This is a genomic window from Rhizobium beringeri (assembly GCF_004306515.1).
Taxonomy (GTDB): Bacteria; Pseudomonadota; Alphaproteobacteria; order Rhizobiales; family Rhizobiaceae; genus Rhizobium; species Rhizobium beringeri.
The window spans coordinates 4,610,370-4,624,248 of the sequence record NZ_SILG01000001.1 but is presented as its reverse complement, the minus strand read 5'-3'; the positions used below and the strand labels follow the sequence as shown (position 1 = coordinate 4,624,248).

The window sequence follows — 13,879 nt, the reverse complement described above, 5'->3', positions numbered from 1 at the left end:
TTATCTCGTTCAATAGGTAATCGAATCATGCTGCGGGAGGGGTGTCATGACCGACGAGGCGCTTGTTGATCGCATGGCGCTGCCGCGTCCCGACGTCACCGCTAGCGACGCGGAAGAGATCCTCCTTGCTCATTACAGCCTCTCCGGCACGCTTACCGAACTCGGCAGCCAGCAGGATCGAAACTATCGCGTCGATAACGATCGTGGCCGCTACGTCCTGAAGATCTGCCATGCAGCCTACGAGATCCGCGAGCTCGAAGCGCAGAATGCGGCGATCCGTCACCTCAAAAGCCGGCAAGATGCGCCGCGCGTTCCGAAGGTGATCCCCACCAATGAGGGGCGGGAGATCGTCGTCCTGACCGTGCGCGGGCAGGGCTATCAGGTCCGGCTGCTGGAATATCTGGAAGGCCAGGGGCTGACGGAGCTGACCTATCTGGCGCCGGCTTCCGTTGCAGCCCTCGGCGCGCTCTGCGCCAGGCTGGCGCTGGCGCTTGCCGATTTCAACCATCCCGGTCTCGACCGCAGCCTGCAATGGGATCTCAGGCGCGCCGGGCCGGTCGCGGTGCAGCTGCTGTCCGCGATCACCGACAGTGCGGCGCGCGACCGGATCGCCAAGACCATGGTCATGGCCATTCGCCGCATCCAGCCGTTGGCGCCATCGCTTCGGCTGCAGGCCGTGCATCATGACGTCACCGGCGACAATGTCGTCGGCCACCGCGACGCCCGTGGCCATACGATCCCCGACGGGGTGATCGATTTCGGCGACATCATCCGCGGCTGGCTGGTCGGCGACCTCGCCGTCACATGCGCTTCACTGCTGCATCAGGCGGATGGCGATCCTTTTCATATCCTGCCAGCCGTCACCGCCTATCAGGCGATCTATCCACTGACCGGGGAGGAGCTGAAGGCGCTCTGGCCGTTGACCGTCGCGCGTGCGGTCATTCTCGTTGCCAGCAGCGAGCAGCAGATTTCGGTCGATCCCGATAATGACTATGTCCGCGGCAATCTCGAGCACGAGCGGGCGATCTTCGATACGGCGATGTCCGTTCCCTTCGAACTCATGGAAGCTGCGATCCTCAAGGCGGCCGGCGCATATGTCGCCGCCCCGGAAGCATCGGCATGGCTGCCATTGCTGCCCGACATCGAACCCGCCGGGATCGCCTATGTCGATCTTGGGGTGCGGAGCCCGCATTTTTCTGCCGGCAACTGGCTGAATACCGACATGGACTGGCGGCTGCTTGCCCGCGTGGCAACCGAAAACGGCATCGCAGCGACGCGCTATGGCGAATATCGGCTTTCCCGCGCGAGCTTGGGAAATGCGACGGGACAGGCGACCTGCGCCCTGCATATCGACATATGTCTCGCGGCAGGCAACGCGATTGCTGCACCCTTTGCCGGCCGCATCGGCTGGAAGGACCAACATCTGACGCTTGCCAGCGACAGCATGACCCTGCATCTCGATGGGCTCGATCTCTCGGTCGAGGATGGAGCCGAGGTGGCCGCCGGCGATCCGCTCGGCACGGTTTTCGGAGAGGCTGCGTCGCTTGGCGGGCTGCGCGTCCAGCTTTGCAGCGTCGCAGGTCACGAACCGCCGCTTTTTGCCACGCCGCGCGCGGCCGCGGCCTGGTCGGCGCTCTGCCCCTCACCCTCGCTCCTTCTCAGCCCGGAAGCCGATGCACCGAAATCTGATACCGCCGAACTGCTTGCCAGGCGGCGGGCGCATCTCGCAAGGCCGCAGAAGAACTATTACGCGGCGGCGCCGCAGATCGAGCGCGGCTGGCGAGAGCATCTGTTCGATGTCGAGGGCCGCGCCTATCTCGACATGGTCAACAACGTCACCATTCTCGGCCATGGCCATCCCAGGTTCGCGGCAGCGATCCACGCCCAATGGCTGCGGCTCAATACGAATTCGCGCTTCCACTATGCCGCGATCACGGAATTTTCCGAACACCTCGCCGCCCTGTCGCCGGACGGGCTCGACGCGGTCTTCCTGGTCAACAGCGGCTCGGAGGCGAACGATCTGGCGCTTCGGCTGGCGCAAGCCCATAGCGGCGCGCGCAACATGCTCTGCCTGCTCGAAGCCTATCATGGCTGGTCGGCGGCGAGCGACGCCGTCTCCACCTCGATCGCCGACAATCCGCAGGCACCGACCACCCGGCCGGACTGGGTGCATACCGTCGTTTCGCCGAACACCTATCGCGGCGACTTCCGTGGTCCCGATACGGCAGCGGATTATCTCGGCATGGCGACGCCGGTGCTGGAGGCAATTGATGCTGCGGGCGAAGGCCTTGCGGGCTTCATCGCCGAATCGGTCTACGGCAATGCCGGCGGCATTCCATTGCCGGAAGGCTATCTCAAAGAGCTCTATGCGCAGGTACGCGCTCGCGGCGGCCTCTGCATCGCCGACGAAGTGCAGGTCGGCTATGCCAGGCTCGGGCATTATTTCTGGGGCTTCGAGCAGCAGGGCGTCGTGCCTGATATCATCACCGTCGCCAAGGGCATGGGCAACGGCCATCCGCTCGGCGCCGTCATCACCACGCGGGAGATTGCGCAATCGCTGGAGAAGGAGGGCACTTTCTTTTCCTCCACCGGCGGCAGCCCCGTCAGTTGCATCGCCGGCATGACGGTGCTCGACATCATGGCCGAGGAAAAGCTGCAGGAAAATGCCCGGACGGTCGGCGATCATTTGAAGGCGCGGCTCGCCGCGCTGATCGACCGCCATCCGATTGCGGGCGCCGTGCACGGCATGGGCCTCTATCTCGGCCTCGAATTCGTCCGCGACAGAACGACGCTGGAGCCGGCGACGGAAGAGACGGCTGCAATCTGCGACCGGCTTCTCGAACTCGGCGTCATCATGCAGCCGACCGGCGATCACCAAAATGTGCTGAAGATCAAACCGCCACTCTGCCTCAGCATCGACAGCGCCGATTTTTTCGCGGATATGCTGGAGAAGGTGCTCGAAGAAGGCTGGTGACACAGGGCTTCCAGCGTTAACCAAATCGGTCATTTCGAGGCATGTCGATTTTTAATGAAACGGGCCATTGCCTGATACAGCACGGCTTCCTATGTCTGCCGCTGTGATCGATCGAACTTCCGATTCTGTCATGCGAATTTAACGAAGGACTGATATGTTTCTTTCTGTAAGTTCGGGCTGCGACGGAATGAATTTTTTCAGATCGTCGATATTTTGACACGTTTCGGAATATGTTTCCGATAGGCTATCAGGTAATCTCTACCAAGATAGTAGATTATTGAAGACAGCCATCACCGGCCCCGGGCTCTACCGGGACCTCTCAAGTGCAACGCCAACACAAGGAACGAGCATGATAGACATCGATATTCTCGCCGATCTCCTTGGGCGATCTGTGCTTGGCAATGACCGTCCGGGCGCCCTCTCCCGCCCGAACTGTCGAATGTGACGTTCGTCCTCCTTTCAACGGTACCAGACAAGTCAATTCGCCATCGCTGCGCATATCGCGCGGCAGGAGTTCTATCTATGAAGAAGCAAGTTATCGAATATGCAGGCGTTCCCGTCGGGATCGTCATTCCCGATGAAGACCGGCTGAAGTTCATCGCCGTGAAATTTCATGTCCACGACCTCGACGAGCAGCGTTTCGGCTCGCCCGACGAGGTGCGGCTGGCCATCCATGACCTGATGACCCGTCGTCATCCGAAGCCGCTTCATGCCTGAGGGCATGAGGCCGCGATTGGCATTCGCGGCTTTTCCCGATGTCCGACCGGTCCCGCCAAATGGGGCCGGTCTTGTTTTTTGAGGGCAATTGCAGTCCTATCGGCGGCCTTTCCGCATAAGGACCCGCCCTTGCCCGATCTTCTGAACCTCATCACCGACATCCAAGGCGTTTCCGTCGGCCATGCAACCGACCTTGCGCTCGGTTCCGGCGTCACGGTCATCGTCTTCGACGAACCGGCCGTCGCATCCGGCACGGTGCTCGGCGGTGCGCCCGGCGGGCGCGACACCGGCCTGCTCGATCCATCAATGACCGTCAATGCCGTGGATGCCTTCGTGCTCTCCGGCGGCTCGGCCTTCGGGCTGGATGCCGCCGGCGGCGTGCAGGCGGGCCTGCGCGAACTCGGCCGCGGCTTTGCCGTCGGACCGGTGCGCATTCCGATCGTGCCGCAGGCAATCCTGATGGACCTGCTGAACGGCGGCGACAAAGATTGGGGCCTTCATTCTCCCTATCGCGACATGGGCTATGCGGCGTTGAAGGCGGCTGCGACGGGCACATTCGCGCTCGGCACGACAGGCGCCGGCACAGGGGCGACGACGGCCACCGTCAAGGGCGGGCTCGGCTCCGCCAGCGCCGTCAGCAGCACCGGGCATCGCGTCGCGGCGATCGTCGCCGTCAATGCGCTGGGCTCCGCAACGATCGGCGACGGGCCGCATTTCTGGGCGGCGCCTTTTGAAAAGGATGCGGAATTCGGCGGGCTCGGCATGCCTGATGTGGCCGACCACCGGATGCGGCTCAAGGGCATGAACACGCCTGCAACGACGATCGGCGCTGTCGTGACCGATGCGCAGCTGACGAAGGCCGAGGCGCACCGGCTTTCGCTCGCCGGCCATGACGGCCTTGCCCGAGCATTGCTGCCAGCGCACCTGCCGCTCGACGGCGACACCGTCTTTGCCGCTTCGACGGCCAAGCATCGAAGAGACGACATGGCGAGCCTGATGGAGCTTTGCCATCTCGCCACTATCGTCATGGCGCGGGCGATCGCCCGTGGCGTCTACGCTGCGACCGCGCTGCCGGTCGAGGGCGCGCAAAAGGCCTGGCGCGACCGCTATCCGAGCAGCGGCTGATTGAATAGGGTCAGACTCTCTACAGATCTAATATGCCGAATGGCGGAGAGACGTGAATGCAGATCCGGGCGCTGATGTACTTCGACGAACTGGTCAGGACCAATTCGATGCGCCAGGCGGCCGAAAATCTCAATGTCGCGCCGACGGCGATCAGCCGGCAGATCGAGAATCTCGAATATCATTTCGGCGCGCCGCTCGTCGAACGCAGCGCCCGCGGCGTCAAGCTGACGGCCGCCGGCGAACTGCTTGCCGCCCGCGCCGGCCGGACGCTGCGCGAACTCGATCACGTGCAGCAGCTGATCGAAGACCTGAAGGGCCTGCAGCGCGGCCGTGTCAGCATCTATGCCAATGGGGCGACCGTCGCCAATCTGCTGGCGCCGGCGCTTGCCGAATTCAGCCTGAAATATCCGAAGCTGCGTTTTACCGTGACGATCACCAGCGCGCGGCAGGCGGTCGACGCGGTCAACATCGCCGAGGCGGATATTGCGGTGACGCTGTTTGCGCCTCCGATGTCCGGTACCAAGGTGCGGCTGCGCTCCGAGATCGCCTATGATCTCATCGCCACGCCGCAGCATCCGGCCGCCGCGCACGCCGAGATCCCGCTGAGGACGCTTGCCGACTATGCATTGGCGCTGCCGGATCAATCCTTCGGCTTCCGCCAGGCCTTCGATGCGCTGTTCGAGAAAGAGGGGTTGAGCCTCGATCCGGTCTTCGTCACCAGCTCGCTCGAAATGCTGAAGGAACTTGTGCTCAGCGGGGCTGCCGCCACGCTGCTGCCGGCGCTGACTGTCCGCCGCGAGATCGAAGCGGGTCAGCTCCTTGCCATTCCGCTGGCCGGCAAGACCGGCATCCGCACCCATGTCGATCTCTGCGTCGCGCCGGACAGGCAGCTGTCCTTCGCCGCGACGAAACTGCTCGACTTCATCGAGAGGTTCATGCGCGAGCGCACGAACCGCCGGGCCGAGACGAAAGACTGACGCTTCGAGCTTGCATTGCCGGCAGATTTGCGGTGTAGCTTTTTCGGCTACACTGAGCACACAAAATCGTCATTGTGTGTGCACCGGCATAATGGCACTCTCCTCGCAAAAGGTCTTCGTCATCGACGCGCGGCCAGACAAGGGAACATGATGATCAAGCTTTCGTTTGCGCCTTCAGCGCGTTTTGCCCGGCGGCTTTCGCTCGGTGCCGCGCTCTCGGCCGGCCTGGTGATGACGGCGATGACGCCGGCCGAGGCGGCGAAGACCACGCTCAATCTCGGCATGAGCGTCGAGCCGACCGGTCTCGACCCGACGATCGCGGCACCGGTCGCAATCGGCCAGGTGACCTGGCAGAACGTGTTCGAAGGGCTGGTGACGATCGACCAGTCCGGCAAGATCCAGCCGCAGCTGGCAAAAAGCTGGGAGATCTCTCCCGATGGCCTGACCTATACGTTCAAGCTGCAGACCGGCGTCAAGTTCCATGACGGGGAGGCCTTCGATGCCACTGCTGCCAAGTTTTCGCTCGACCGCGCCCGCGGCGCCGATTCGGTCAATCCGCAGAAGCGCTTCTTCGCTTCGATCGCCTCGATCGATACGCCCGATGCCGAAACGCTGGTGCTGCATCTCTCGGCCCCGACCGGCAGCCTGATCTACTGGCTCGGCTGGCCAGCCTCGGTGATGGTCGCACCGAAGACGGCTGCCGACGACAAGACGACGCCAGTGGGCACCGGCCCCTTCAAATTCGCCAGCTGGGCGAAGGGCGACAAGGTCGAACTTGCCAGGAATGACGATTATTGGAACAAGGGTGCGGCCGCCAAGCTCGACAAGGTGACTTTCCGCTTCATCGCCGATCCGCAGGCGCAGGCGGCTGCGCTGAAATCCGGCGATCTCGATGCCTTTCCGGAATTTGCCGCACCTGAGCTGATGAGTTCTTTCGACGGCGATGCGAGGCTCGTCACCAGGATCGGCAATACCGAGCTCAAGGTCGTTGCCGGCATGAACAATGCCAAGAAGCCGTTCGACGACAAACGCGTCCGCCAGGCGCTGATGATGGCGATCGACCGCAAGACGGTGATCGACGGCGCATGGTCCGGCCTCGGCACACCGATCGGCAGCCACTACACGCCGAACGATCCGGGCTATCAGGACATGACTGGCGTGCTGCCTTACGATGTCGAAAAGGCGAAGGCGCTGCTCGCCGAAGCCGGCTACCCCAACGGTTTCACCTTCACGATCAAATCGCCGCAGATGGCTTATGCGCCGCGCAGCGCCCAGGTGATGCAGGCGATGTTTGCCGAGATCGGCGTGACGATGAATATCGAGCCGACGGAATTTCCGGCGAAATGGGTCCAGGACATCATGAAGGACCGCAACTTCGACATGACGATCGTCGCCCATGCCGAACCGCTCGACATCGACATCTATGGGCGCGATCCCTATTATTTCAATTATAAGAACCCCGCTTTCAATGCGCTGATGAAGAAGGTCCAGGAGACGACCGATCCCGCCGCGCAGAATGCGATCTATGGCGAAGCGCAGAAGATCCTCGCCGAGGACGTGCCGGCGCTCTACCTTTTCGTCATGCCGAAGCTCGGCGTTTGGGACAGACACCTGAAAGGGCTGTGGGAGAACGAGCCGATCCCTTCCAACGTGCTCTCCGGCGTTTCCTGGGACGAGTAGGCGGCAGGCTAGGCGGCGTACGATGAAGGCGATGGCATTGGTGCCTGAAGCAGGACAGCCGGATTTGGTCGATTCACGCGAACCTCTCGCTCCCTCATTCCTGTGCTCGTCACAGGAATCCAGTGCGCCCAAGTCCTTGGGCGCGGGAGAACGACTTCATCGCATGAGAGTCATTCACGGCGCCGACGCGCCGTGGCTGGATTCCTGTGACGAGCACAGGAATGACGGGGGAGAGGATGTGCCGCGTCCCGTTACGGCCGTGCTCAATCTGATATGATCACCCTCCTCGCCCGCCGCTTCGCCGGTCTCCTCGTCACGCTCATCGTCGTCTCGCTGCTGATCTTCGCCGTCATGGACCTTCTGCCCGGCGATCCTGCGTCGATCATGCTCGGCACCTCGGCAACACCGGAAACGCTGGCGGCGCTGCGCCACGATCTCGGGCTCGATCAGCCGCTGCTCCTGCGTTACGGGCAATGGTTGACCGGCGTGCTCACCGGCAATCTCGGCAATTCCCTAACTTATGGCGTGCCGGTGGCAGGATTGATCCTCGAGCGGCTGGCGGTGACGCTGCCGCTGGCGCTGATGGCGATCATGCTCTCGGTGGCGATTGCCTTGCCACTCGGCGTACTGGCCGCTTCGCGCCGCGGCGGTGTCTTCGACGTCGTCGCAACGCTGTTTTCGCAGATCAGCATCGCCGTGCCCGCCTTCTGGGTGGCGCTGCTGTTGATCATCCTTTTTTCGACGATGCTCGGGCTGATGCCGGCCGGCGGCTTCCCCGGCTGGGGCGCTGGTCTTCTGCCGGCATTGCAAGCGCTTGTCATGCCCGCTGTCGCGCTGGCGATGCCGCAAGCAGGCGTGTTGACGCGAGTGGCGCGCTCAGCGGTGCTCGACACGATGCATGAGGACTTTGCCCGCACCGCCGTGGCCAAGGGGCTGTCGCGTAGTGCGGTGCTGTGGCGCCATATCGTGCCGAATGCGCTGATCCCGATCCTCACCATGATCGGGCTGCAATTCACCTTTCTCGTCGCCGGCGCGGTGCTAGTGGAAAACGTCTTCAACCTCCCCGGCCTCGGACGGCTGGCCCTTCAGGCGCTCTCCCAGCGCGACATCATCGTGATGCAGGATGTCGTGCTGTTCTTCGCAGGCCTTGTCATCGTGATGAATTTCATCGTCGATCTCTCCTATCTGGCGATTGATCCCAGGATGAGAAAGGCAGCCTGACGCATGGCACCGATCGTATCCACCGCCATCGCCACTCACCGCCGGGTCTTTAGACTTAGCCGGCGAATGAACCTGATTTCAGGGGCTGTCATCATCGGCCTGCTGGTCGCGGTTGCACTGCTGTCGCTCGTCTGGACGCCGCTGCCGCCGGCGAAAATGCAGATCATCCACAAGCTGCAGCCGCCGCTTGCCTTCGGCTTGCTCGGCACGGACCAGTTCGGCCGCGATGTGCTTTCGATGCTGATGGCAGGCTGCTGGAATTCACTGTCGATTGCCATTACCGCGGTTGCGATCGGCGGGACGCTGGGTTCGATCGCCGGCATTTCGGCGGCGGCGATCCGCGGTCCTTTCGAGGCGTTGCTGATGCGCATCTGCGACGTCATCTTCGCCTTGCCGCCGATCCTGTCCGCCATGGTGCTCGGCGCCTTTCTCGGGCCAGGGCGGTTCACCGCGATCACCGCAATCGCCGTCTTCATGATCCCGGTCTTTGCCCGCGTCACACTTGCGACTTCGCTGCAGGCCTGGAGCCGCGACTATGTGACGGCGGCGCGCGCCATCGGCAATACGCGCTTGACCATCTCGCTGCGCCATGTGCTGCCGAATATCATGAGCCAGATCATCGTGCATGGCGCGATCCAGCTGGGGCTGGCGATCCTGACCGAAGCGGGGCTCAGCTTCCTCGGGCTCGGCATGGCGCCGCCAGCGCCGACCTGGGGCCGGATGCTTGCCGATGCGCAAACCTATCTGGCGCTCGCCCCCTGGCTGGCGATCTTGCCCGGCCTGGCCATCGCGCTTACCGTCTTCGGCTTCAACATGCTCGGCGACGGTTTGCGCGATCTGCTCGACCCGCGCGAGGCAAGCCGCTGATGTCCTCCCAAGACGAAAAGCCCGAAAGACCATGCCATGACCGAAACCGACCTTACCATCCGCGAACTCAGGCGGCGCTTCGCCGATAAGAGCCTCTCCCCTCTCGAATACTGGCTGGCCCTCGAAGACCATATAGCGGCCTGGGAGCCTTCGATTTCGGCACTCTACCTCTACGATCCGGAATCGGCGCGCGCGCAGGCGAAAGCGTCGACGGAGCGCTGGGCGAAGGGAGAAACGCTGGGCATCCTCGACGGCATCCCGGTGACGCTGAAAGAGCTGATCGCCACGAAGGGCCAGCCGGTGCCGCTCGGCACGAGGGCAGTGGAACTGAAGCCGGCGGAGGCCGACGCACCGGCCGCCGCCCGACTGCGCGAAGACGGCGCAGTGATCTTCGCCAAGACCACTTGCCCCGATTACGGCATGCTTTCCTCCGGGCTTTCGAGCTTTCATCCTCTCAGCCGCAATCCCTGGAACACCGCGCAGAATCCCGGCGGATCGAGCGCCGGGGCTTCCGCAGCGGCGGCCGCCGGCTACGGACCGCTGCATATCGGCACCGATATCGGCGGCTCGGTGCGCCTTCCGGCCGGCTGGACCGGCATCTTCGGCTTCAAGCCGAGCCATGGGCGCATTCCAGCCGATCCCTATTATGTCGGGCGCTGCGTCGGGCCGATGGCGCGCACGGTCGAGGATGCCGCCTTTTCGATGGCGACGCTGTCACGGCCGGACTGGCGCGACGGCACCAGCCTGCCGCCGAACGATTTCAACTGGATGGATCTCGACATCGACATGTCGGGCATGAAGATCGGGCTGATGCTCAATGCCGGCTGCGGGCTTGTGGTGGAGGACGAGATCAGGGTCGCAGTCGAAGCGGCGGCGCAACAGTTCGAGAAGGCCGGCGCGACCATTATATCAGTCCAGCCGGTGCTGACGCGCGCGATGCTGGATGGCCTCGACAACTTCTGGCGGTCCCGGTTCTGGGGCGATATCGCGGACCTCGACGAAGAGCGGCGCGACAGCATCCTGCCCTATATCAGAGATTGGGCGATGGGCGGCGCCGACATCAGCGGTGTCGATGCAGTCAGGGGCTTCAACCAGACGCTCGAAATGCGCAAGAGCTGCGGACGGCTGTTTACCGAGATCGACGCCCTGCTTTCGCCGACCAATCCGATCATCTCCTATCCGGCCGAATGGGCATCGCCGACCAACGATCCGGCCCTACCGTTCGAGCATATCGGTTTCACGGTGCCGTGGAACATGTCGGAGCAGCCGGCCGCCTCGATCAATTGCGGTTTCTCCCGATCGGGCATGCCGATCGGCCTGCAGATCGTCGGGCCGCGTTTCGACGACATGCGGGTGCTGAGGTTGTCGAAAGCCTTCGAGGACTGGACGGGCGGGGTAAGATCCTGGCCGCGGCCGACTACAGCGCCGCGCGTCTTTTTGGACGCGCAAAGGACGCTGTAGCACTTTGAATGGCTGCATAATTTTGTCCTTAAATCGATTCCGATTTAAGGAATTATGCAGTCAGCTGATCGGGCGGCGATAGCCGGTCGGTTGCTCGTAGAGCCAGCCGATGCGCTCGACCGCGGCCGCGAAATTCTCGCGCGCCACCGTCATGCTGTGGCCGTTGGCATGGAGGATGGTTTCCGGATCTTCGAAGACAGCGACATGGCCCTTCCAGAATACGAGGTCGCCGCGGCGAATTTCGGATCGGTCGATCGGCTGGCCGAGGCCTGCCGCCTGCAGGTCGGTATCGCGTGGCGCAGCTCTGCCCGTCATCAGCATCGCCAGCTGGACGAGGCCGGAGCAATCGATGCCGAGGCCGGAACGTCCGCCCCAGAGGTAGGGCGTTTCCAGGAAGCGGGTGACGATCTCCACGTAATCGGCGCCATCGAGAGCGCCGATCGGCTGGACGTGCTTGGCAAAGATCGCCGTTCCGTCCTCGAGCACGACATAGCGATTGCCCCGCGCTTCCGCCTCGCCGGCGACGTAGACGCGGCTTCCCATCGACACGATGGCCTGATGGGGCTTGCGCAGTTCCGGTTCGGGATAAACGAAGGTGCGCTGCGCGGTGACGATATGGGTCGGCGCCGGCCTGCCTTCTAAGAGCGCGTCCGCCGCGACATAACCGACATAACCGTCCGAGGCGGCCTTCACCCAGCACCAGCCGTCGGCGCGATCGAAAACCGTCACATCCTCGCCGAGAAGCAGTTCCGTATCGATGCCGCGGGCAAGGTCCGGTTCAGGGCGCAAACCCAGGACCGGAACGGCGACACGCGCCGGGGCGCCTTTCACAAAGCGCAACGCCTCGACCTTGCCTTTGAGGCCGGCTTCCGCGAGATCGGGCCGGTAGGCATGCAGGCGGCGGTCGAGCATCGTCATTCGCATTCCTTTCAGATCGGCAGCCGGCGGGCCTGATCTCGTATGAGATCGCCGAGCTTTTCCAGGTAAAGCGCACCGCCGACGGTACGCTTGATGATCACGTTGCGCCGGTCGGCATCGTCACGCACACGATCGACCAGACCCATCTCGCCCATCGTATCCAAGGCGCGGGTAATGACCGGCTTGGTGACATCAAGCGTGGCGGCAAGCCCGCGCACCGTGTGCGGCGGCGGCACCAGATAAATATGCAGCAGGATCGCCATCTGGCGCAACGTCAAATCGCGGTCGTCGTGGCGGACCTGATCGAGCGCCGCGCCATGCCAGAGCCCCAGCGCCTGCGAGGCGGTCAGTTCGATCGGCACGGCCCCTCCGGAAGATCGTTACGCTAGCGTTCCATTTTCCGGTAGTTGCCATATACATGCAAGGGGCGCTGGAAATTGCCGCCCGGCAAGGTGAATAAAATTTTAACGATCGGCGGCGAGGCGTATCGCGTGAACAGGGATCACGCGATGCGCCTCAACGCTTGTTTCCGGCATGGCGTCAGCGCAGGCTCTCGCGGATATGGTGAAAAAGCGCGCGGATCGCCTGTGCCTCGCCGCCGCCCGGCGAATGTGGTCGTTCGGCTTGAGCCCAGCCGTAAATGTCGAAATGCGCCCAGCTCTTCGCCTTGCTGACGAAACGCTTGAGGAAGAGGGCAGCGGTAATCGCCCCCGCCATGCCGCCGGCGGGGGCATTGGTAAGATCGGCGAACTTGGTGCGGATATCCTTTTCGTAGCCGGAATAGAGCGGCAGGCGCCAGATCGGATCGTCGGTTTCCAGGCTCGCTTCGGTCAGGTCATGCGCAAGATTGGCGTCGTCGGTGAAGAAGGGCGGGAGATCCGGGCCAAGGGCTACGCGGGCAGCGCCGGTCAGCGTCGCCATGTCGATCAGCAGCTCGGGCTCTTCCTCGTCGGCATAGGCAAGCGCATCGGCAAGGATCAAACGGCCTTCGGCGTCGGTATTGTCGATCTGGACGGTCAGGCCTTTGCGGCTCCGATAGATGTCGCCGGGCCGGAAGGCATTGGACGAGATCGCGTTTTCGACGACAGGGACGATGACGCGCAGGTCGACCTTCAGCTTGGCGTCCATGATCATCAGGGCAAGCCCCATGACATTCGCCGCGCCACCCATGTCCTTCTTCATCAGCAGCATAGAGGCGGCAGGCTTGATGTCGAGACCGCCGGTGTCAAAGCAGACGCCCTTGCCGACGAGCGTCACCTTGCGATGGCCCTTCTTGCCCCAGCGCAGTTCGAGAAGACGCGGCGCGTCAGCGCTGGCGCGGCCGACGGTATGGACCAGCGGGAAGTTCTGCTTGAGCAGGTCGTCGCCCGATATAACCGATATCTCCGCCTTGTAATGTTCGGCCAGGCCACGGAAAACGGCCTCGAGCTGTACCGGCCCCATGTCATTCGTCGGCGTATTGATCAGGTCGCGGGCAAGAAAGACGCCGGCGAGCTGGCGCTTGATGTCGGCGGCGTCGGCATCGCGGGGGATCATCAGCGTCGCCGCCGGCGATTTTTCGGATTTGTAACGATCGAAACGGTAGCTGCCGAGCCCAAAGCCGAGGGCCAGGCGATTTGCCGTCAACGGCGCGGTCTCGATGTGCCAGTCGCCGGCCGGCAGCGCACGAGCGAGCCTGCCGGTGATGTAGGGCTGCTCGGATGGGTTGGTGCCGAGGCCGTAAAGCGCGCCGCCGAGATGGCCTTCGGCCGTCGGGATCAGCAGCAGCGACCCACTTTCGGCCTTGTAGCCTGCCCTGCGCGCCCAATCGAGCGCGATCGGATCGATCGTGCCGGTCTCGATATGGGCAGGCGTGACGGCAAAGATCGGCAGCGTCAAACCGCCCTTCGTGTTGAAAGGGGTCGGTCTCTCGATGAACTGATAGGGGGCCATGATTGTC

Annotated in this window: 11 protein-coding genes; 8 read left to right on the top strand and 3 right to left on the bottom strand. The window is 63.2% G+C overall.

Annotated features, from left to right (window positions below; genetic code table 11):
- Positions 1 to 46 precede the first annotated feature (46 nt).
- From ELH03_RS22905 to ELH03_RS22870, 8 genes are all read left to right on the top strand, one after another.
- Positions 47 to 2,974, top strand: a complete 2,928-nt coding sequence (locus ELH03_RS22905) for an aminotransferase (RefSeq protein ID WP_128405178.1) — start codon at positions 47 to 49, stop codon at positions 2,972 to 2,974.
- A gap of 522 nt (positions 2,975 to 3,496) precedes the next feature.
- Positions 3,497 to 3,691, top strand: coding sequence for a hypothetical protein (locus ELH03_RS22900; RefSeq protein ID WP_003544544.1), 195 nt, complete (start codon positions 3,497 to 3,499; stop codon positions 3,689 to 3,691).
- A gap of 129 nt (positions 3,692 to 3,820) precedes the next feature.
- Complete coding sequence (locus ELH03_RS22895) at positions 3,821 to 4,816, top strand: P1 family peptidase (protein WP_128405179.1); 996 nt, start codon at positions 3,821 to 3,823, stop codon at positions 4,814 to 4,816.
- 56 nt (positions 4,817 to 4,872) lie between these two features.
- On the top strand, positions 4,873 to 5,793 hold the full coding sequence (locus tag ELH03_RS22890) for a LysR family transcriptional regulator (protein ID WP_130766672.1): 921 nt from the start codon (positions 4,873 to 4,875) through the stop codon (positions 5,791 to 5,793).
- Positions 5,794 to 5,943: 150 nt separating this feature from the next.
- The gene (locus tag ELH03_RS22885) at positions 5,944 to 7,473 is read left to right on the top strand and encodes an ABC transporter substrate-binding protein (protein WP_197730006.1); all 1,530 of its coding nucleotides are present in this window, start codon (positions 5,944 to 5,946) and stop codon (positions 7,471 to 7,473) included.
- Between the two features lie 273 nt (positions 7,474 to 7,746).
- Entirely contained in the window at positions 7,747 to 8,694 is a 948-nt protein-coding gene (locus ELH03_RS22880; protein ID WP_130766670.1) for an ABC transporter permease, read from the top strand.
- A 3-nt stretch (positions 8,695 to 8,697) separates the two neighbouring features.
- Complete coding sequence (locus ELH03_RS22875) at positions 8,698 to 9,561, top strand: ABC transporter permease (protein ID WP_128405183.1); 864 nt, start codon at positions 8,698 to 8,700, stop codon at positions 9,559 to 9,561.
- A 36-nt stretch (positions 9,562 to 9,597) separates the two neighbouring features.
- Complete coding sequence (locus tag ELH03_RS22870; protein WP_128409937.1) at positions 9,598 to 11,022, top strand: amidase; 1,425 nt, start codon at positions 9,598 to 9,600, stop codon at positions 11,020 to 11,022.
- Between the two features lie 60 nt (positions 11,023 to 11,082).
- Here the strand turns inward: ELH03_RS22870 and ELH03_RS22865 are convergent, their stop codons facing one another.
- The 3 genes from ELH03_RS22865 to ELH03_RS22855 all read right to left on the bottom strand — a co-directional run bounded on the left by ELH03_RS22865 (position 11,083) and on the right by ELH03_RS22855 (position 13,872).
- On the bottom strand, positions 11,083 to 11,940 hold the full coding sequence (locus ELH03_RS22865; protein ID WP_128409936.1) for a C40 family peptidase: 858 nt from the start codon (positions 11,938 to 11,940) through the stop codon (positions 11,083 to 11,085).
- Positions 11,941 to 11,951: 11 nt separating this feature from the next.
- On the bottom strand, positions 11,952 to 12,302 hold the full coding sequence (locus tag ELH03_RS22860; protein WP_003544522.1) for a MarR family transcriptional regulator: 351 nt from the start codon (positions 12,300 to 12,302) through the stop codon (positions 11,952 to 11,954).
- 178 nt (positions 12,303 to 12,480) lie between these two features.
- Entirely contained in the window at positions 12,481 to 13,872 is a 1,392-nt protein-coding gene (locus tag ELH03_RS22855; protein ID WP_130766669.1) for a leucyl aminopeptidase family protein, read from the bottom strand.
- Positions 13,873 to 13,879 lie beyond the last annotated feature (7 nt).

What these genes read in the sequence shown, in the direction of transcription:
- ELH03_RS22890 (WP_130766672.1), top strand. Translation starts at nt 4,873, where the DNA reads ATGCAGATCCGGGCGCTGATGTACTTCGACGAACTGGTCAGGACCAAT.
- ELH03_RS22865 (WP_128409936.1), bottom strand. Translation starts at nt 11,940, where the DNA reads ATGACGATGCTCGACCGCCGCCTGCATGCCTACCGGCCCGATCTCGCG.
- ELH03_RS22885 (WP_197730006.1), top strand. Translation starts at nt 5,944, where the DNA reads ATGATCAAGCTTTCGTTTGCGCCTTCAGCGCGTTTTGCCCGGCGGCTT.
- ELH03_RS22875 (WP_128405183.1), top strand. Translation starts at nt 8,698, where the DNA reads ATGGCACCGATCGTATCCACCGCCATCGCCACTCACCGCCGGGTCTTT.
- ELH03_RS22905 (WP_128405178.1), top strand. Translation starts at nt 47, where the DNA reads ATGACCGACGAGGCGCTTGTTGATCGCATGGCGCTGCCGCGTCCCGAC.
- ELH03_RS22900 (WP_003544544.1), top strand. Translation starts at nt 3,497, where the DNA reads ATGAAGAAGCAAGTTATCGAATATGCAGGCGTTCCCGTCGGGATCGTC.
- ELH03_RS22870 (WP_128409937.1), top strand. Translation starts at nt 9,598, where the DNA reads ATGACCGAAACCGACCTTACCATCCGCGAACTCAGGCGGCGCTTCGCC.
- ELH03_RS22855 (WP_130766669.1), bottom strand. Translation starts at nt 13,872, where the DNA reads ATGGCCCCCTATCAGTTCATCGAGAGACCGACCCCTTTCAACACGAAG.
- ELH03_RS22880 (WP_130766670.1), top strand. Translation starts at nt 7,747, where the DNA reads ATGATCACCCTCCTCGCCCGCCGCTTCGCCGGTCTCCTCGTCACGCTC.